The organism is Aeromonas sp. SG16 (assembly GCF_024436135.1).
Taxonomy (GTDB): domain Bacteria; phylum Pseudomonadota; class Gammaproteobacteria; order Enterobacterales; family Aeromonadaceae; genus Aeromonas; species Aeromonas jandaei.
In genome coordinates this window covers 1-20245 of record NZ_JANFNW010000001.1, presented here as the reverse complement: position 1 = coordinate 20245, position 20245 = coordinate 1, and the positions used below count along the sequence as shown (strand labels likewise).

Sequence of the window (20245 nt, the reverse complement as noted above, 5' to 3'; positions counted from 1 at the left end):
ATGAGCGGCAAGGTATGCCGTAAATGGTGCAACTTTGCAGTGTTGAATGCAGGATGCCAAATGTTGAAAAGGGGAGCCTTGCACCCCCTTCTGTTACTCAAGCCAGCGGTTACGCCAACCAGCTGTTACGCCAGCCACTGTTGCAGCTGGCTGGCCATGCCAGCTGGCAGCAAGTGAGCGCGACTCAGCAAGCGGCTGCGCCAGGGCTCGGCCAGCAAGGTAGGGCAAATTCGCATCTCCCGTCCCCTGTCAGTCACGCGCACCAACCTGTCGATAAGAGTCTCCAGCGGCGGATGCACCGGCCAGTGTGGATAGAGATCGGCGGTCGTGATACCGACCAGCTCGCACACCCGCTCCTCTTTCTCATCACCCTTCCCAGCAACCATTGGCCAAGGGTGAAGCACCTGCAGCCAACCCGGTCTTGCCGCCTCCAGCAACTGGCCCAGCGTCGGCTGAGCAAAGTGGGGATCTCCTGCGGCTTTGAGCAGATGACGCGCCCCCGCCAGCAGCACCACGCCGCGGGCAGGAAGTGCAAGAAGATCGTCGGCCAGCGCCCGATCCCGCCCCCTGTTGTGCTGCTGCCATCGCTCAGGAGTCAACTCTTGCCACTCGAATAAGGGCTCGCAGAGATGCACCCGCAGCCGCACATGTTCGGGGCGTGCCAGATTGCTCTGGCGCAGGGCGGCAAAGAGTGCCGGAAACTCGGGGGCCATCCAGGCGGGAAAGGCGCAGGAGTCGAGCCAAACCGGATAGAGCTGCGCCAGCGTCAGCGGCTCCCCCTGCCAGTTCTCCTCCCCCGTCAGCCAGGCATCGAGCAAGCCCTGATGGCGGCGGTTGCCGCACTCCAGCACCAGATCGGTCATGATTCCCCAGAGCGCCGGATCGCAGAGCCAGGCGTGCTGGCGTCGGATAAAATCCGGGTGCCAGTGCGGCTCCCCCAGCCCCACCAGTTTGCCCGCCTGCAATGCTTCCCGGATGGCGGCAACCGGGGTCATGCGCCCCCCTCCTGCCGGATGTGCGGTTGTTGTCCGACCCCATAGACCCGCTCACAGATAAGGGCGCCGACCTGCGCCAGCCAGTCGGGATGCACCATCTCCTGATGGAGGCAGGGGAAGCGCTCATAGCGGATTTCGCCTTTTGTCAGTGGCTCCCAGCCGCGTCCATCCAGCCAGGGCTGGCGGGAGGCTGACGCCTCGATAAAGATCACCTCCCCGTGGTAGCAGTAGTCGACCGGCTCACGGATCAGCCGGTTGTTGTGGCCCACCAGCTCAATCATGGCGCTCACCACCTGCTCGTCGAGCATGGCCAGCGCACTCCCCTCTGCACCCAGTCGGGCCACCACGTCGCCCCGAGTAAGGGAATCGAGCGCATTGTCCGCAACCGCAATGCCTCCCATCCGCAGCAACGCATCGAGCATCCGCTGCTCGTCGGGCAACGGCTGGGTCTGCCACTGACGGCAGGGGTAGGCATCGAGCAGCAGCACCATGGCCACCTCTTGTCCCTGCTCTTGCAGCATGGCGGCCATCCGGTGCACCAGCATGCCCCCCAGCGACCAGCCGAGCAGCCAGTAGGGCCCCTCGCTCTGTTGACGACGCAGCTCGGTCACATAGTCGAGGGCCAGCTCGTCGAAGCTGGCAGGCAGAGGTGCATCCGGCTGGCAGAGCGCTCGCGCCTGCAGGGCATAGACCGCCATGTCGGCCGGCAGATGGGGCACCAGCGGCGCATAACACCAGCCGAGTCCCCCTGCGGGGTGAACACAAAAGAGAGTGGGGCCTGATGCGCCCGCCGGCGCACCGGGCGCCCGCAGGGGCAACAGCATGGGCATGGCCTCCCGCTCGCCGCCCAGACGGCGCGCCAGCTGGGCGGGGCTCGGCGCTTCGAACAGACTGGCCAAAGTGAGCGCCTGTCCGGTCGACTCTTCAATGCGCACCACCAGTTGAGCCGCCAGCAGGGAGTGGCCGCCGAGGGCAAAGAAGTTATCGTCGGCGCCGACCCGCACCAGCCCCAGTATCTCGGCGAAGAGGCGACAGAGCCGCTCCTCCAGCAGGGTTTTCGGCAATGACTGACCGACCACTGACGCCATGTCGGGCAGTGGCAGCCCCTTGCGATCCAGCTTGCCATTGGGGGTGAGTGGCAGCTCGGCCAGAGTAACCAACAGTCCCGGTACCATGTAGTCGGGCAACGCCGCGCCAAGGGCAGGTGCCAGCTCGGCCAGCGTCAGCTCGCTGCTATCTGCGGCCACCACATAGGCCACCAGACGGCGATCGCCGGGGGCAAATTCGGGGGCCAGCACCACCGCCTGCGCCACCCGGGGATGGCGCAGCAGCACCTGTTCGATCTCCTCCAGTTCGATGCGCTGGCCGCGGATCTTCACCTGAAAATCGAGGCGCCCCAGATACTCGATGGCGCCATCCTCGCGCCAGGCGGCCAGATCGCCGCTGCGATAGAGCCGTCCCGCGCCGAAGGGGTTGGCAATAAAGCGCTCGGCGGTGAGCTCGGGCTGGCCAAAGTAGCCCTCCGCCACCTGCACGCCGCCGATCCAGAGCTCGCCAGCCACACCGGGGGGCACCGGCTGCAACCAGGGGTCGAGAATGTGGATGCTGGTATTCCAGACCGGATAGCCGATGGGCACGCTGGTCACCACCTCGTCTGCCCGGCAGGGATACCAGGTGACATCCACCGCCGCCTCGGTCGGGCCATAGAGGTTGTGCAGGGGGGCTGAGAATGTCCCATACCAGCGCTGCACCAGATCCGCGGGCAGCGCCTCGCCGGAGCAAAATACCTGCCGCAGGGCGCGGCAACGCGCAGGCTCGGCCTGAGTGACGAAGATCTGCAGCATGGAGGGGACAAAGTGCAAGGTGGTGATCCCGGCCTGCTCAATCAGCGAGGCAAGGTAGGCGGGATCCTTGTGGCCGCCCGGTTTGGCGAGCACCAGCCGCGCCCCGGTCATAAAGGGCCAGAAAAACTCCCAGATGGAGACATCGAAACCGGCCGGGGTCTTTTGCAGCACCCGATCCACCGGGCCGATGGGATACATGTGCTGCATCCAGAGCAGCCGGTTGACGATGGCACCGTGGCTCACCACCACCCCTTTGGGCCGACCGGTCGAACCTGAGGTGTAGATGATATAGGCCGCATCTTCCGGTTTGGGAGCTGGCAGATCACAAGGTGTTATCACCGCCACATCTATCGTCGCCAGCTGCTCTGCCACACCGGGGGCATCGAGGCAGACAAGTGGTACGGCCACGTCGAGCGGCATCTGAAGCGTACGACTGGTCAGCACAAGCGCAGGATCGCTGCTGGCGAGAATGTAGCCGATCCGCTCCGCCGGATAGTCCGGATCAACGGGTACATAGACGGCCCCCACCGCCATGATGGCCTGCTGGGCGAGAATAAGCTCGGGAGAGCGCGGGATCACCACAGCCACCCGGCAACCGGGGCCCACGCCTCTCCCCGCCAGATAGCTGGCCAGCTGGCGGGTTCGCTGGCGCAGCTCGGCCACACTCCAGCGCTCGGCGCCACACTCCAGCGCGATGGCGCTCTGATCTGCCGCCGCTAGCCCCTCGGCCAGCAGTGCACTCAGGGTGGTAGTCGGCAACGGATGGTCGGTTTGGTTCCAGCGCGCCAGCTCAGCCTGCTCGCAAGGCAGCAGCAGCGGCAAGCGCACTGCCAGGGCCTCGTCACCCGCCTCACTCCAGGCCGCCAGATAGGCGACCAGCCGGGCCAGATGACGCTCGCTCTCCTGATGGCTGAAGCGCCCCTGATGTGCTTCGAGGGTCAGGGTCATAGCGCCTGCCTCCTCGGCAAAGTAGAAGGCGCACTCCTCCACCGGCCCCGCCGCCAGCACCTGCACCTCACCACGAACCTGGTTGTGCCCTTCACCAAAGCTGAGGGTGCGGGCAAAGGGCATCAGATTGACCTGAGGGCCAAACAGCGGCTGGCCCGGCTGACACTGCTGCAACCACTCCTGACGGCAGCCCTGATGACGGCGCAGGGCGGCAAATTGCCGCTCGACCTGTGCCAGCAACTCTCCTACCCGGCTGGTGCCGCTCAGCTCGATGCGCAGGGGCACCACATTGACCTTCATGCAGGGGGTATCGGCCGCCGCTGAGCCCAGTCGCCCCATCAGCGGAATACCCAGCACCACCTCGCCAGCGCCGCTCATCCGCTGTACATAGCTGGCCACCGCCGCCAGCAGCAGGCTGTAGGGGTGGCAGGCCGAGCGACTCGCCCGCTCTACCAGTGCCTGCCACTGGTGGCCAGCCAGCCGCTGTTCGAAACGATAAGTGGGGCCTAGCCCTTGCGCCGGACGGCGGGAGAGCGACGCCGGGTTCTCCACCCCGGCCAGCTGCTGCACGAAGAAATCGCGATCCCGCGCGGCGCGCGGCGAATCCTGATAGGCAGCCTCCTCGGCCAGCAACTCCTGCTGGGTCGCATAACGACAGGGAGCAGGCTGCTCGCCGATGCAGAGCGCCTCATACCAGCTCGCCACCCGCTGGCAGAGCAAACTCAGGCCAAAGCCGTCGATGGCGATATGGTGCACGGCAATAAACCAGGCCCACCGCCCCTCGCCAAGGCGATAGAGGGTGGTGGCAAACAGCGGCCCCCCGGCCAGATTGAAGGGGACGGCCAACTGCGCACGCATCTCGGCCTGCGCGGCTGCGAGCGGGTCGGCTTCGCTGCGCAGATCCCGCTCGCTCAGCTGCCAGCAGGCGGGGTTGGCCACCATCTGCGGGCCATCGGCAGTGGCCACAAAGGCGCAGTGCAGACCGGGGATCTCGTCGATGGTCTGACGCACCGCTCGGGTGAAGTGATGGGGAGCCAGCGCCCCCTCCAGCAGCCAGTACTCGCCGGTATTGCAGGCGGGGCTCTGCGGATATTTTTGCTGGGCAAACCAGATGCCCGCCTGAGCAGTGGTAAGCGGCCAGCGCAGGTGATCCCCACGCTGATGGGTGGCGCGCATCGCCATTGTCTGTTCCATGGGAATATCCTTGCGCAAACATCGAGCGGGCAGCGGCTTGCCCCTGCCCGCATGGCTGAAAAGCGAGGAGGCCAGGCCTCCTCCATAAATAGAGTGTCACGCCTGCCAGATCGGCAGCGCGCGGGCTAGACCCCCAGAGTGGCACCGCCATCGACCACCAGATCCTGCAGGGTGATATGGCTGGCGGCATCGGAGGCGAGAAACAGCACGCAGGCGGCCACCTCGTCGGGGGTCCCGAGCTTGCCAAGGGGGATCCCCAGCTTGAACTGCCCGGGCAGACCCGCGATGGTGCGCAGCTCCCCTTCGCACTGCTCTGCCTCCCCCTCCTGCCACATGCCGTACAGCATCGGGGTACGGGTCGAGCCCGGCGACACCAGATTGCAGCGCACCCCATAGGGTGCAAGCTCCAACCCAGCCGTTTGAGTGAGGCTGGTCAGCGCCGCCTTGGAGGCGCCATAAATGCCCATCCCCACTCGCGGCACCCGACCAGCATTGGAGGAGACATTGACGATGGCGCCCCTGCGCAGCCCCTGAAACCAGGGGGTCAGGGCCCGCATCAGGTAGAAGGGGGCGAAGGTGTTGATGGCGAAGGTGCGTTGCAAGAGGGCGTCATCCACCTCATCGATCCTGCCGGTCGCCAGTACGCCGGCGACATTGACCAGCACATCGGGCCCCAGCCCCTCGTCCAGCAGCTGTTCGCAGCAGCGGGTCACGGCCTCGCTATCGCTGACATCGATCACCACCCTCTTCACGTTGCCGGGCAGTGTCTCGGCCAGTTGCAGATCGAACGCCACAACGCTGGCCCCCGCCTCGGCAAAGGTGCGCGCCACCGCATGGCCAATTCCCTGCGCCGCGCCAGTTACCCAGACGGTTCTACCTTGCCACTCGCTCATGGGGTGCACTCCGGTTCGCTGACGTGATCTTCGTTGACCTGATAAGCCGTGGCCTGACTAACATTAAGCTGACGGGAGAGGAGCCCCCACCAGTGAGCCAGGGTCGGCGTGCGGGCCAGCTCGGCCAGCTCCACCACCAGCCCCTGCTGACGCCACTCTTCCACCAGCCCCATTACCGCCAGCGAGTCGAGACCGTAGTCGAGCAAGTTGTCATCCTCGGTGGGCTGCTCCTGCTGCATCTCGGCGGGCAGCCGCACCAACACCTGAGCACGTAGCAACTCGCGAGTCAGGGGGCGTTTGCTGGCCGCCATCACCTCGGCCACGGTAATCACCCGACCCGCATTGCGGCTGACATAGGAGAGCGCCAACAGATGATCCTCGCGGGAGAAGTCGGCGATAGCATCTGCCACCAGGAAGGGGCGGATATCGCGCATAAAGGCATCGACCGCCGTCTGCATCACCCCGATATGGCCGTAGATGCCGCAGATCACCAGCTGATCCCGCCCCCATTCGGCCATCAGCTCGGCCAGCGGTGAGCGGCAAAAAGCGCTGTAGCGCCACTTGGTCAGCACCGTATCCTGCGGCTCGGGGGCCAGCGCCGAAACAATCGGCTGACGCTCCGGCGCCCGGGTCAGCCCCGGCCCCCACATGTCGTTGAGCAGCGCCCGATCTGCCTGACTCTGTTCGGCGGGCTGGGCGGTATAGACCACCGGCATGCCGAGAGCACGCGCCTGACGGATCAGGGTGGCGATATGGTCGATGACCTGATTGATCAGCGGATTGCCCGGCCCGTAGAAATCGACGAAATAGTGCTGCATATCGTGGACCAGCAAGGCGGCGCGGCCCGGTTCGAAGGGCCAGTTCACCCGCCCGGTGGGCAGCTCCTCAGCGGTGGGCAGCGGATAGGCGGCGAGGGATTGAATGGTCATGCACACTCCTTGGCGAGCTGCTCGCGCAGCGTCTGTTTATCTATCTTGCCGACCGGGGTGTGGGGCAGTTGCTCCACCAGCACCAGGCGATCGGGCAGTTTGTAATCGGCCACCCCCTGCTCGCGCAGGAAACGGCGCAAGCGGGGCAGATTGAGGGGCTCGCGGCACATCAAAAAGGCGCAGCTGCGCTCCCCGAGCATGGGGTCGGGCATGGCGACCAGCGCCGCCTGCCGCACCTCCGGGTGGGTCAGCAACAGCTCTTCAATCTCGAGGGCGTCGATCTTCTCCCCGCCCCGGTTGATCTGATCCTTGTTGCGCCCCACCACCATCAGATGACCGCCGGGCAAGCGGCAGACCAGATCGCCGGTGCAGTAGAAACCGTCCCGGTCGAAAGCCCGCTGATTGTGGGCATCGGCCTTGAAGTAGCCGCGAAAGGTGTAGGGGCCACGTGTCCAGAGCTCGCCGCACTCGCCATCGGGCAAGGGGCGCCCGTCGCTGCCTCGCACCTCCACCTCGTCGCCCGGGCTCATCGGGCGGCCCTGGGTATTGACGATGTGCCACTGGTCATCCTCGGTGCGGGTGTAGTTGACCAGCCCCTCGGCCATGCCGAACACCTGCTGCAAGCGGCAGCCGAGGCGGCTCGCCACCGCCTCGGCGTGAGCCGGGCTGAGGCGCGCACCGCCCACCTGCACACACTCCAGAGAGGTCTGCGGATAGTGGCTGGCCGCCTCCAGCCAGAGCGCCAGAGCCGGTGGCACCAGTGCCGCCCAGTTGACCTGATGGCGCTGCACCAGCGGCAGACAGGTTGCTGCGGAAGGATCCTTTGCCAGCACCACGCAGCCACCGGCATAAAACACTCCGAGTGCCCCGGGGGAGCTCAGGGGAAAGTTGTGGGGCGCCGGCAGGGCACAGAGATAGATCACCCGCTCATCCCAGCCGCACACCGCCACGCTCTGGCGCACGCTATAGCCATAGTCATCGTGGGTACGGGGGATCAGTTTGGGGGTGCCGGTGCTGCCGCCGGAGAGCTGGAAAAAGGCGACCTGATCGGCCGGGGTTGGTGTAGGCGCTGTGGCCGCCAGCGGCGAACCATCAGCACGGGCTATCGGGTCAGGCTGACACCATGCAAATCCTGACTGAAGATCGCCCCCTTCTGCTGGCTCGAAAAGCAGTGTCTGACAGGAAGGCGATACCCGCTCATCAAGGGCCACAAGGCTTCCCGTTTCACCGGCAAAGCCGGGATGGGAGGGGCTGAGTACCAGCAAGGCGGGCTCAATCTGGCGGGCAAAGGCCACCAGCTCGCGCCGCTGATGGCTGTAGAGGGCATGCACCGCCACCACGCCGCAGCGGATCAGGGCAAACCAGCAGATATAGAACTCGGCGCAGTTGGGCAACTGCACCAACGCGGTATCGCCATGACCCAGCCCGCACGAGGCCAGCCGCGCCGCCAGTACATCGACCTCACGCTTTAACTGGCCATAACTGAGGGTGCGCTCCCCGCAGATCAGGGCCGTGCGCTCGGGATAACGTTCGGCAGAGTCATCGAGCAGGACGGTGAGCGGTTGTCCGCGCCACCAACCTTGTGCCCGGTAGTGGGCCGCCAGCTCGGCGGGCCAGGGAGTAAAGGGCACCAGCGGCTTCATGCGGTTACCTCCGATTCCCGGCTCTCGAGGCCGAAGGCGCGCAGCATGGTGCCGAGTTTGGCGGCGGTCTCCTGCCACTCTGCTTCCGGCGAAGAGCCCACCACCACCCCGGCACCGGCATAGAGCCGCAGCTGCTTGCCGGCCAGCACGCCACAGCGGATGGTGACCACCCACTCGCCATTGCCATCGGCATCCATCCAGCCGACAGCACCACAGTAGAAACGGCGATCGTACCCCTCAAGCCGGGAGATGGCCTGACGCGCAGCCGAGAGCGGCGTGCCGCATACCGCCGGTGTCGGGTGCAACGCCAACGCCAGTGCCAGCACGGGAGAGGGTTCATGGAGCCGCCCGGCGATGCGGGTCGAGAGGTGCCACATGGTAGGAGTGGCGATCACCTGCGGCTCCAGAGGGACATCCAGCTCGCGGCAGAAGGGAGAGAGGGCCGCAGCGACCGCATCGGCCACCAGCGCATGTTCATAGCGATCCTTCTGGGCCCCCAGCAGATCGGCACTGGCTGCCTGTTGATCGGAAAAAGCGTGGCACGGACGGGAGCCCGCCAGCGGATTGCTCACCACCGCCATCTCGCTGCGCGATACCAGCAGCTCGGGGCTGGCGCCAAGCAGGGTCTCTCCCTCCGGCAGCGGGATCTGGAACACATAGGCGCCCGGATTCTGGGCCAGCAGAGAGCCAAAGGCGTGTGCAGGTGAGGTCTGCTCTGCGCTCTGCACATCGATGGCGCGCGACAGCACCACCTTCTCAAGCTGCCCCTCGCTGAACTGCTGCAGCGCCGCCCGCACCGCCCCCTGATAGTGGGCAGCGCCGGTCACTTCGCTCACCTCGCCACGAAGCTGACAACAGCGGGCGGGCAACAGCGCATCCCTTGCGACCCATTGCGATTGCGCCGGGATCACCAGATGCCAGGGGGATTGGGTATCAAACGGAATGGCGCCGATGGCGATGGGATTGACCATCCCCTGCTGGCGCAACTGACGCAGATGGGCGAGCAGCTTCTCCGGCGGGATGCCGGTAAAACTGTCGTGGATACCGGAGGCGACCAGTACCCTGTCACCGCTGGCAAAACAGCACACTTTATCCAGCCCGGCCGCTGTGGCGGGCCACTCTCCTTCCAGTGCATGGTCACACATGACGGTGCTACTCCTTGGAATGAATCACTACCTGAAACGACAGAGTGTGAGTCATTTGACTCACGCCATCGCAGGGTGAGCGGCATCCTAACAAGGAGTGAAAAAACGATCAACACAAATGAGAATCAATTTCATTAACTTCTTTTTAGTCAAAAGAGAGGGGCGAACGAAACCGAACATCGCCGATAAAAAAGAGTTGCGATCGGAGCAAATTCAACTTGATAATGATAACGCTTATCATTTGAATGTTATGGAAGATGTAAATAATGAAATCCTCAACCTCCCGTTTTATTGCCCCCAGCCTGCTGGCCACTACCATAGTCACCCTGCTGACCCAGCAAGCAATCGCCGCCAGCAACGCCCCTCAAGCCGACGAGGTGATCACAGTCACCACCACTGCGCACAATACCCGCTCGGCCCCCGCCTCCATCTCGGTTATCAGTGCCGAACAGATCAAGGCCGCACCGGTCAATGACCTTGCCGACCTGCTGCGCCACGAGGTAGGCATCCAGGCCGAGACCGACACCAATGGCCGCAGCGACATCGGTATTCGCGGCATGTCTGGCAAATACACCCTGGTGCTGGTGGATGGCAAACGCCTCTCCTCCTCCAATGCCCTGTGGCGCGGTGGCAACTTCGACAACACTCCGGTGCCCCTTGGCATGATCGAGCGGGTCGAGGTGATCCGCGGCCCCATGTCGGCACTTTACGGCTCCGATGCCATCGGCGGTGTCATCAACATCATCACCAAGCAGCCGGGCAAAACCTGGCAAGGGGCAGCCGATGCCGACTTCAAGGCCATCGAGGGCAAGGATGGCGGCGATCAGCACAGAACCAACCTGGGCTTTACCGGCCCGCTAACCGACAACCTGCTGATCCGGATGAATGGCGAAGTGTACGACCGTCAGGCCTGGACTCCGCCGGAAGCGGCCGATAGCATCCCGCTCATCGAAGCCAAGCAGACCCGCAACTTTGCCTCCACCCTGAGCTGGCTGGTGGATGAGCAGCAGCGCTTCGAGTTTGACTATCTCTACAACCAGGATGAGCGGCCCCTCGATATCTTCCGCAAGACCGGCAACAAGGTGCACAGCCGCCAGCAGCAAAACGATCGCAACCTGTTTGGTCTGACTCACAAGGGGAACTGGAGCTGGGGTGACACCACCGTCATGGCCAACTATGAAAGCTCCCAGATCGATGATTTCAATACCAGCTACTCGGCCCCGCAGCAGCGCGAACTGGAGGAGAACACCTTGACCCTCAAGGGCTACACCAACCTGGCGCTGGCCAACCACTACCTGACCCTGGGTGGTGAATATCTGGATCGGGAGCTGGTGGATGCGGTGAGCTACAAGGATATCGGCGGCAAGGAGAGTCACTCCCAGGAGGCACTGTTTGCTCAGGACGAGATCGGCCTGACCGATAGCCTGACCCTGACTCTGGGCGGCCGTTACGATCACCACGAGATCTACGGCAGTCACTTCACCCCGCGCGGCTATCTGGTGTACGAACTGAACGATGTGGTGACCGTGAAAGGCGGTGTCAGCCAGGCCTTCAAGGCGCCGGCACCGCACCAGTACTCCAATGGCTACAGCATCGAGAGCTGCGGCGGCAGTTGCCGCATCTATGGCAGCGACAAGGTCAAGCCGGAAACCAGCACCAACTACGAGCTGGGCGTTATCGCAGGGCAAGGGATCTGGGAGACCAGCGCCACCCTCTTCTACTCCGATATCGACGACATGCTCACCTTCAAACAGCTGCCGAACTCCACTGATCGCACCTGGTACAATCTGGAGAAGGCCACCACCAAAGGGCTGGAGCTGACCGGCAGGCTCGATCTGACCGACGACATCAATCTGGGTGCCAACTACACCTACCTGAAAGCGGAAGGCGATCAGGGTCAGGCCCTGCCCGAACGGCCGGAGCACAAGGCCAACGCCAAACTGACCTGGCAGGCCACCGAGCGGATGAACGCCTTCGTTGGCACCACCTACACCGGCACCCAATATGCGGAGCAGACCGTCAACAAGGCCGTGGTGCTGCACAAGCTGCCCAGCTATCAGACTTTCGATCTTGGCACCGGCTTCAAAGTCACCGAGAACTTTGATCTGCGGGTCGGTATCACCAACCTGACCGATGTGCGCCTGCAGGAGAAAGACCCCACCTTCCAGAACGTGGAGCCGGGTCGCAGCTACTACATCAGTGGCTCGGCCCGCTTCTAAAGCTCATCAAGCCAACAGCGCGGGCCCATGCCCGCGCTGTGTTGCCCGACACAATAAGGGGAAGATCCCCACTGGACAGCAATGAGCATGCAGGTTTCCATTTCCATAAGGATCGCTCATGTTCACCTCACTACTGAACGCATCACCCCTTGCCACCCTGCCCACCCCGGATGAGTTGCTGCAAGATCACCCCGTTCCTCCCCGACTCACCCGTCAGATAGCGCGCAGCCGCCAGCAAGCCCGCCATATTCTGCAGGGAGAGGACGACCGCCTGCTGCTGGTGATCGGTCCCTGCTCCATCCACGATCCCGTCGCCGCCCGCGACTATGGTGGCCGGCTGGTCGAGCTGCAGGGCCAATACGGGGATCAGCTACAAGTCGTGATGCGCACCTATTTCGAAAAGCCGCGCACGACGCTCGGCTGGAAGGGATTTATCTTCGACCCGGGTCTGGACGGCAGCGATCGGCTGGCGGAGGGGCTGCGCAAGGCGCGCGAACTGCTGCTGGCACTCGGGCAAGAGGGGCTCGCCTGTGCCACCGAATTTCTCGATCTCACCAGCATGCTCTATCTGGGGGATCTCATCAGCTGGGGCGCCATCGGTGCCCGCACCACCGAATCCCAGCTCCACCGCCAGCTGGCCTCGGCCCTCCCCTGCCCCATCGGTTTTAAAAACGGCACCGATGGCAACGTCCGGATCGCGGTCGAGGCCATCCTTGCCAGCCGGGCCGCGCACCTCTATCCGCAGCCTTCCGGTGACGGGCGGCTGGCACTGGTGCGCAGTCATGGCAACCCCGATGGCCACCTGATCCTGCGCGGTGGCCGCCTGCCCAACTATCAGAGCAATCATGTGGCAGAGGCAGGTGAGCTGCTGCGCCAGCATCACCTCTCCCCTCGCCTGATGGTCGATTGCAGCCACGGCAACAGCCAGAAGCAGCACGCCCGCCAGCTACCCGTGGCACGGGATCTGGCTGCCCAGCTGGGCAACGGCTGCCACACCATCGCTGCCGTCATGGTGGAGAGTTTTCTCAAGGAGGGACGCCAGGATATAGGCAACCAGCCGCTGCGCTACGGCCAGTCGGTCACCGATGGCTGCATCGGCTGGGAGCTGACGCGGGAAGTGCTCAATACCCTTGCCGAAGGGGTGGAAGCGCGCCGCCAGCAGCGTATTGCCCTGGCGGGGTAAAACCGGAACTAGTGTGGCAGAAAAAGATATGGCCCCGATGGGGCCATATTGCTCTGAACCTCTCGCCGCAGATCAGGCGACCGATTCACGCTCCACCAGCTGGGCTTCGAATTTGAGCGGCAACCCGTCTACCGGCTTGTGATCGAGCAGACGCAGCGCCAGCTCGGCGGCGCGGCTGCCCATCTCCTCGATGGGGTAGCGCACCGTGGTGAGTTTGGGATAGATGTAGCGGGCATAGGGGATATCGTCGAAGCCCACCACCGACACCTGCTGCGGGATCTTGTAACCACGCTCCAGCAGACAGGAGATGGCTCCGGCCACCATGCCGTCGTTGAAACCGAGCACGGCAGTGAACTCGACACCGCGCGCCAGCAGTTCGCTCATCGCCACATAACCACCGTTCTCGTCGGCAAAGCCACGGCTGATCAGGGCCGGATCAAGAGCGATACCAGCCCGCCCCAGGGTCTGGGTATAGCCTGCCATCCGTTGCTGACCATCGACGAACTCCTCGTCATCGGAGGTAATAAAGGCAATTTTGCGATGACCGGCATCGAGCAGATGCTGGCAAGCCGTGGTGATCCCGGCCTTGTTGTCGAGCCAGACGCAGCGATCTTCGGCACCCGGCACCTGACGGTTGATAAAGACGATGGGAGTGGTGCCCGCCGCCAGCTCGCTCAGCTCCTCGTCGGGCAGCGCCTTGCTGTGCAGGATCAGGGCATCGCACTGACGCTGCAGCAGAGCCTGAATGGCATGGCGCTCGCGGGTAATGTCATGGTTGCCCGACATCACAATGGTGAACTTGTTGGCCCGATCGACCATGGTTTCAATGCCCCGCATCATCTGGGCGAAGAAGGGGCCACCGCAGAGGTCGCCGACCAGCACGCCGATGCAGTTGGAACGCTTGCTGACCAGAGCCTGGGCAAAACTGTTGGGCCGAAAATTGAGTTCCTTCATGGCCGCCAATACGGCCTCGCGCTTTTCCGGGGCGACCTGCGCCGTGTTGTTGATCACGCGCGATACGGTGGAAATAGACACATTTGCCAGCTGAGAAACGTCTTTTATCGTTGCCACTATCCATTCCTTTATTGTGAGGGGAACCTGCTGGTGCCGACGGCCGAGTATATCCCGCTCCCTAGAATATTTCCCGGAGCCCGATCACCACTCATGTTTCCTTTTGTAACAGAGCGTTGCTGATGATACCCGCTGCCTGCGGGATTTGAAAACGGGGCCGACTGGCGGCCCCGTGCTCAATAGGCGTGGTTGAGCTCCCGATCCGACATGAAGCGCAGCGGCTGCTGCAGCTTGTGCTGATAGATGAGGTCAAACGACAGCACGTTCTGCACGTAGTTGCGCGTCTCCTTGTAGGGAATGCTCTCGACCCAGACATCCATCGGCTTGTTTTCACTCTGATCGCGCCAGCGCTTCACCCGACCGGGTCCGGCGTTGTAGGCCGCTGCCGCCAGGATCCGGTTGCCATCGTAGAGATCGAGCAACCGCTTGAGGTAGGCGCTCCCCAGCCGGACGTTCATCGCCGGATCAAACAGCTGCTGTTCGCTGCGATAGGGCACACCGAGCTTGCCGGCAGTCTCTTTGGCGGTCGAGGGCATCAGCTGCATCAGGCCACGCGCCCCCACCGGTGACTGGGCCATCGGATAGAGCGCGCTCTCCTGACGGGAGATGGCGTAGAGCAAGCTCATGTTGACCGCCCGCTCCCGCGCCACCTGACTGAAGGTCTGGGTGTAGGGTTTGGGGAAGCGCAGCTCCAGTGCATCCCACGCTTCGGCGCGGATGCTGGAGAGAATGGCCAGTTCATGCCACCCCTGATTGAGGGCGATATGACCAAACTCGATGCGTTGGGCCACCGGGTTGCGATCCATGTTGTGGATCCACTCGGCCCGTGCCGCCGTAATTTCGTTCATCGACAGCAGCTCGCGCACCCGCAGCAGGAAGGGCCAGCGCTGGCTGGCAGTGCGCCAGTCCGGTACATGCTTCACCCCCTGATTGACCATGCGGTAGGGCACGCCGGTACGCTGGGCCGCCATGAACCCGTAGAAACCGCGCAGGTTGGCGGTCTCCAGATAGAGATCCTGGGCCGGTTTCTTCTGCCCCTGTACTTCAAGGGAGCGCGCCATCCAGTAGCGCCAGCGATCCTCTTTCTGACGCGCCATCGGCATCTTTTTGACCCAGCCGGATAGGCCGCGCCAATCCTGTTCCCAAATCGCAAGACGGGCCCGCAGCTCGGTAATATCGGGGTCGGCCAACCGCACCACGGTATTGTCGAGCCAGCTGCGCTGGGCCAGTGAGCGATCCAGCAACAGACGACGGGCAATGGCACGATCAACCGGTTTGACCTCGGCCTGAGTCAGGCCGAAACGGCTGCGAAAGAGCGTCAGCTGGCGCAGTACCGCTTCCGGCTCCTGATTGGCATAACGGGCCAAACCGAGCGAGAGCAGCTTCCTTGAGTAGGGATTGCTGCTGAAATAGGCGGGATTCATCGCCTTGGCTGGCTGCTCGAACAGGGTCACCATCTGATCGCCATAGCTTTGCAGGCTACCCGACAGGTTGGCCCCCAGATGACGGATCAGGTTGGGGTTCTCCGCTTCGAAAGCGAGGGTCATCCGCTGCCAGATTTTATCCTGGGTACGCTGACCGGATGCCTGCCACAGCTTGAAGAGCGGCGAGCAGGCATCGGGGCGGGATTGGCCGCTCATCCAGAGTTTGCCAGCCCCCTGCAGCGCTTCCCCCTGTTTACCGGTGTTGTAGAGCGCCTGATAGTGCATGCAGAGCAGATCGGTGGAGCTCGGCTTGGCCGGATAGAAGCGCAGGAATTGCGACCACTGCTCGCTCTGGGCCAGATAGGTGAGGTAACTGCGTTCCAGCCGGTTTGACTGGGGGGTATCGCCATGCTCGCGGATAAAGCGGGTCACATCGTTGTAGTCGGCCGCCCCGGGCCGAAAGGCGAGCTGGTAGTAATCGAGGTAAGGCAACAGGGGATAATGAGCCAAACGGGCTCGAATTTGCTGGAAACGGGCCTGATCATCGGCCTTTACCGCATCGTAGGCCTGACGGTACAGCGACTGCTCCGCTGTTTGTGCCATCAGACCCGGCGCAAACAGCGCCGACAAAACAATTCCCCATACAGCTTTCACTGAACATCTCCATTGCGAGGCAAGAACACCGCCCGCGGGCGGTGGGTCTACTGCCTCCCATTCTACCCGTTGCCAGCCAAGGCGACAGCGGGGAGAGGAGACTATTTTTCTACGCCGCTCAGCTGGATTTCGCGCGGGTACTCTTGTCTTGCGAGGCGCTGCACATATTTCTCCAGATAGGGCACCGGCAACGGCTTGGAGGCGAGGTAGCCCTGATAGAAGCTGCACCCCTGTGCCTTGAGAAACTCCAGCTGCTGGCGTGACTCTACCCCTTCGGCGGTAACGTTGAACCCCATGTGACGCGCCATGGCGATCACCGCCTCGACGATGGCCATGTTGTCGCCATCCTTGGGGATGTCCTGAATGAAGGAGCGGTCGATCTTGAGCTCGTCGGCGGGCAGCCGCTTGAGATAGCTCAGGGAGGAGTAGCCAGCACCGAAATCGTCGATGGCAAAGCTGATGCCAAGGGATTTGAGATCCGTCATCTTGCTGATGGTGTCCTCGGCATGGCCCAGCACCACGGATTCGGTGATCTCCAGATTGAGGCAGGCCGGATCCATGCCGGTTTGCGCCAGCACATCGTGGATCCGCTCGACAAAGTCGGTGGCATGGAACTGCTTGGCACTGACGTTGACCGAGATCTGCGGGATATGGATTCCATTTTCCTCCCACAGCACATACTGGGCGCAGGCTTCGTGGAGCACCCAGTTGCCGATATCGACGATGAGATCGCTCTCCTCGGCGATGGGGATAAACTCGGCCGGGGAGACCAGTGCGCGCCCCGCCGGCTGCCAGCGGATCAGCGCCTCGACACCGATGATGTCACCGCCATCCACCAGATGCTGGGGCTGATAGTAGAGCGTCAGCTCCTGCTGGTTGAGGGCGTTGCGCAGCTCGTTGTGGATGTGCAGGCGGCGATCCGCCTGCTGCTGCATGGAGGCGTCAAAGAAGCGCCGAGTCTTGCGACCGGCCGACTTGGCCTGATACATGGCGGTATCCGCCTGCTTGAGCAGATCATCCACACCCTGCTCCCGATCCGGAAACAGGGTGATGCCGACACTGGCACCGATGTGCAGCACCTGCCCCGCATAGGTGTAAGGTGCGGCAATCTCGGTGATGAGCCGCTCGGCAATGATGTCGGCCTGCATCTCCGCCTGGGGTGGGCTGGCCGACAGCGACGGCAGCAGCAGGACGAACTCATCCCCACCGAGGCGAGCCAGACAATCTCCCTGACGCACCAGCCGCTTGAGCCGGGTCGCCACCTCTTTCAATAGCCAGTCGCCGGTGGCGTGGCCAAGGGAGTCGTTGATGGTCTTGAAGTGATCGAGATCGATAAAGAGCAGCGCGCCGATCAGGCAGCTGTGAGTCGCCTCGTTGAAGGTCTGAACCAGGGTTTCATGCAGCTGTCGTCGGTTGGGCAGACCGGTCAACTCGTCGTAATAGGCGAGATCCTGGATCCGCCGTTCGGCCGCCTTGCGTTCGGAGATATCCTCGAAGCAGATGACGAAGTGGCTTATGCCTCCCTTCTCATCCTGCACCGGCGTTACGATTTCCCACTGGGGATAGGTATGACCATCGGCGTGCAGACGCTGGGTCTCACCCTGCCAGCGGCTCAGGGGATTGAGCTCGTAACCGAGCCCCCCCAGATTGGGCCAGAGATCCTGTTCCAGCTGCAGACCGAGCACGGCCTGGCTGTCGAATCCGGTGATCTGGCTAAAGGCGTTGTTGACCCGCAAGATCTTGAAGCCCGGGTCGGTGATGATGATCCCCTCATGGGTTTCGAAAGCTACCGCAGAGAGGCGCATCTGGGCATCTGATTGCAGCCGTTCCAGCTCGGCAACCATCCGCACCGTGAAGGTGTTGAGCACCGAGTTGAGGTTCGCCATGTCTGCCGGCGCCGAGCTGAGCAGCGCCAGATGGCCCAGCAGTTGCCCCCGGCCATCAAACAGCGGCTGACCGTAATAGGTCTGACCGGCGGCCAGCCACGGCTGGTACTCTTCCTGCTCGGAGATCACCTCCAGGCAGACCGCGCCCTGCCGATAGAGCTGCTGGCAGGGGGTTCCCGCCAGCGGGTAATCCTTGAGCGCCAACCCGTCCGCGGCCAGCACCCGCACCCGATCCGCCGAGCTCAGCTCACCGACCCAGACCGCATCGACTTGCAGAATGTGGGAGAGCTGTTTGACCAGGGTGTTGAAGAAGTCGAGCCCGGTGCGGGCAGAAAGTGCCTGCGCCAGCTGGGTGAGCAGACTGGTCTGCAGCAAAGGCAGAGAGAGCTTGAGAGACGTTGCGGCAAGCGGGATCAGCCAACCACAGCAAACCTCCTGGTTGGGCACAAACTGGCCGCTCCAGAGCACATGGTTGAGGGCTCCGTCTTTATCTCTGAGGTGGCCGATAAACTGTTCCGGCAGGTGTGATTCATGAAGGCGGATGAGGAAGTCGGCAAAGCCCGCTTCATCTTCCGGCAGCAGCTGGTCGGCCCATGGATGGACTCCCTTTCCTTGCCACTGCTGGCAGGTGCCCTGATCAGAGAGACTCCACTGATCATGCTGCCGATCAAAAAACCACATGACCTGCGTGGCTTGATGCTTCATTTATGACTCCAACACAACAACCGACCACGTTTGATGTCCAGCAACAGGCAGCAGCAACCGCTCCGGATCCGCTCATGAGGTCGAAGAGAGGAGGGGCAAAGTGCAAACATGCGATATCAAGCAGTGGGAACCGGATATGAGGTCGACACAGGGTGCTGCCAAGAGGGGACAGAAACGATCCTATTCCCGTCATACTGCCTGCCAGTTTCAAGGAGCTCAAGCGATTTTTGGCACGAAACCGGAAAAGATCACAATTTATAAGTTGCTGAATAATGATGGCTGCATTTTGTGATTAACATCACATTTTAAGTGCCGCCAATCAGTAATCTGAAGGTGAAGACACAAGCAAGACGACCCGAAGGGGGCCTATATGAAAATCGAAATTACCAGCAAAATCATCGACATCACCCCGGCTATTCGCGAGCGTATCGAATCCCGTTTTGAAAAGCTCGAACGTCTTCAGGTGCCTCTCATCACACCCCATGTGATTGTCTCCAAAGAGCGTCTGATGTTCATTGTCGAAGCCAGTGCTGGCATCCCCAACGGCAAACTGTTTGCCCAGGCAGAGCATGAGGATCTCTACGCCGCCATCAACGAATTGGGACAAAAACTGGAGCGTCAACTCAATCGCCATACCGAAAAACCCATTGCCCGTCGCGCCAATGCCGCGTTGAAGGAGCAGGTTGAAACGGACGAAGCTGACGCGTAAGGCATCGCGGATCACAAAGAGCATAAAGGCGGGTTATCCCGCCTTTTTGTTTGCCTGATTTTCAGCAGGCTGAACAAGAAAAACACCAGTCCCTAACTGAGCCAGTGAAGACGGGTATCGACCCCCTGCTGCAACCGGTCGAGCACCGGCAACAGCACCAGCGGATCCTCCTCCCGCGGCACACTGGCTACCTTGTGTTGCAGCTTCTCGCGCCCCAGCAGCGTCAGATTGTCAAACACCGCCTCATCGATCAGCGGCTGTCTGGCTACCAGTGGCGGCGTTTGCAATGCCAGCCAGAGCCGCACATCCACCATGCTCCCCCCCTGCTGCAACCGCTCATTGATGGCACTGCAGTCACTCCCCGCCCCCTCGGCCATCAGCACCTGAGCCTCTCGCAGCTCAAAGTGCGCTCGCCAGTCCCGCTTGTCCGGGCTTGCCGCCGGCTTGGCATCGAACCAGGGCTGCTCTTCAACCGCATCGGTCAGCAGCGCCAGCTGCAATCGGAAATCAGCCCGATCGCCATGCTGAAGATCCTGGTTGAGGCGTTGCCCCAACTGGCTTTCATCGACGAGCAGCTGATTACGGATTGAACTGGGTAGCATGGGATAACTCTTGGAAATGGTGATTTCATCTCTTATCGGCCACATATCCAATTCTTTTAATGGAAAAATCCGCTTCAGGGGTTCACAAAAGCGGAAGATCTGTTAGTATGCGCCTCGCACTTGGGGAGGGGTTCCCGAGCGGCCAAAGGGATCAGACTGTAAATCTGACGGCTCTGCCTTCGAAGGTTCGAATCCTTCTCC

Annotated in this window: 13 protein-coding genes; 3 read left to right on the top strand and 10 right to left on the bottom strand. The window is 62.5% G+C overall.

The genetic code is table 11. The features are described from left to right. Positions 1 to 125: 125 nt before the first annotated feature. The 6 genes from NOM67_RS00065 to NOM67_RS00040 form a co-directional block, all read right to left on the bottom strand. Entirely contained in the window at positions 126 to 995 is an 870-nt protein-coding gene (locus NOM67_RS00065) for a hypothetical protein (RefSeq protein ID WP_255933038.1), read from the bottom strand. After that, positions 992 to 4981: a non-ribosomal peptide synthetase gene (locus tag NOM67_RS00060; protein WP_156852121.1), complete on the bottom strand. Its 3990-nt coding sequence runs from the start codon at positions 4979 to 4981 to the stop codon at positions 992 to 994. The genes NOM67_RS00065 and NOM67_RS00060 overlap by 4 nt, the downstream gene beginning before the upstream one ends. A gap of 125 nt (positions 4982 to 5106) precedes the next feature. Further along, on the bottom strand, positions 5107 to 5874 hold the full coding sequence (gene dhbA, locus NOM67_RS00055) for a 2,3-dihydro-2,3-dihydroxybenzoate dehydrogenase (protein WP_156852122.1): 768 nt from the start codon (positions 5872 to 5874) through the stop codon (positions 5107 to 5109). Further along, positions 5871 to 6803 carry an isochorismatase family protein gene (locus NOM67_RS00050; protein ID WP_156852123.1) on the bottom strand — a complete coding sequence of 311 codons (933 nt, stop codon included), beginning with the start codon at positions 6801 to 6803 and terminating at the stop codon, positions 5871 to 5873. Before NOM67_RS00050 ends, dhbA begins: the two co-directional genes overlap by 4 nt. Next, positions 6800 to 8446, bottom strand: a complete 1647-nt coding sequence (locus tag NOM67_RS00045; RefSeq protein ID WP_156852124.1) for a (2,3-dihydroxybenzoyl)adenylate synthase — start codon at positions 8444 to 8446, stop codon at positions 6800 to 6802. The genes NOM67_RS00050 and NOM67_RS00045 overlap by 4 nt, the downstream gene beginning before the upstream one ends. Beyond that, positions 8443 to 9591: an isochorismate synthase MenF gene (locus NOM67_RS00040; protein ID WP_156852125.1), complete on the bottom strand. Its 1149-nt coding sequence runs from the start codon at positions 9589 to 9591 to the stop codon at positions 8443 to 8445. The genes NOM67_RS00045 and NOM67_RS00040 overlap by 4 nt, the downstream gene beginning before the upstream one ends. 266 nt (positions 9592 to 9857) lie before the next feature. On the opposite strand from NOM67_RS00040, the gene NOM67_RS00035 reads away from it, so the two are divergent. Both NOM67_RS00035 and NOM67_RS00030 read left to right on the top strand, forming a co-directional pair. After that, positions 9858 to 11810, top strand: a complete 1953-nt coding sequence (locus NOM67_RS00035) for a TonB-dependent receptor domain-containing protein (protein ID WP_156852126.1) — start codon at positions 9858 to 9860, stop codon at positions 11808 to 11810. Between the two features lie 118 nt (positions 11811 to 11928). Next, a complete protein-coding gene (locus tag NOM67_RS00030) occupies positions 11929 to 12993 on the top strand; it encodes a 3-deoxy-7-phosphoheptulonate synthase (RefSeq protein ID WP_156852127.1) in 1065 nt (354 codons plus the stop codon). 72 nt (positions 12994 to 13065) lie between these two features. Here the strand turns inward: NOM67_RS00030 and NOM67_RS00025 are convergent, their stop codons facing one another. The 3 genes from NOM67_RS00025 to NOM67_RS00015 form a co-directional block, all read right to left on the bottom strand. Next, complete coding sequence (locus NOM67_RS00025; RefSeq protein ID WP_182927599.1) at positions 13066 to 14064, bottom strand: LacI family DNA-binding transcriptional regulator; 999 nt, start codon at positions 14062 to 14064, stop codon at positions 13066 to 13068. Between the two features lie 176 nt (positions 14065 to 14240). Then, positions 14241 to 16142, bottom strand: a complete 1902-nt coding sequence (locus NOM67_RS00020; protein WP_255933031.1) for a transglycosylase SLT domain-containing protein — start codon at positions 16140 to 16142, stop codon at positions 14241 to 14243. 101 nt (positions 16143 to 16243) lie between these two features. Then, on the bottom strand, positions 16244 to 18733 hold the full coding sequence (locus NOM67_RS00015) for a bifunctional diguanylate cyclase/phosphodiesterase (protein ID WP_255933029.1): 2490 nt from the start codon (positions 18731 to 18733) through the stop codon (positions 16244 to 16246). A gap of 370 nt (positions 18734 to 19103) precedes the next feature. Between NOM67_RS00015 and hpf the strand changes: the two genes are divergently transcribed. Beyond that, complete coding sequence (hpf, locus tag NOM67_RS00010; protein WP_033113440.1) at positions 19104 to 19442, top strand: ribosome hibernation-promoting factor, HPF/YfiA family; 339 nt, start codon at positions 19104 to 19106, stop codon at positions 19440 to 19442. A 92-nt stretch (positions 19443 to 19534) separates the two neighbouring features. On the opposite strand, the gene NOM67_RS00005 is transcribed toward hpf, so the two are convergent. Next, positions 19535 to 20044 carry a VC2046/SO_2500 family protein gene (locus tag NOM67_RS00005; protein WP_255933024.1) on the bottom strand — a complete coding sequence of 170 codons (510 nt, stop codon included), beginning with the start codon at positions 20042 to 20044 and terminating at the stop codon, positions 19535 to 19537. Between the last annotated feature and the right edge of the window lie 201 nt (positions 20045 to 20245).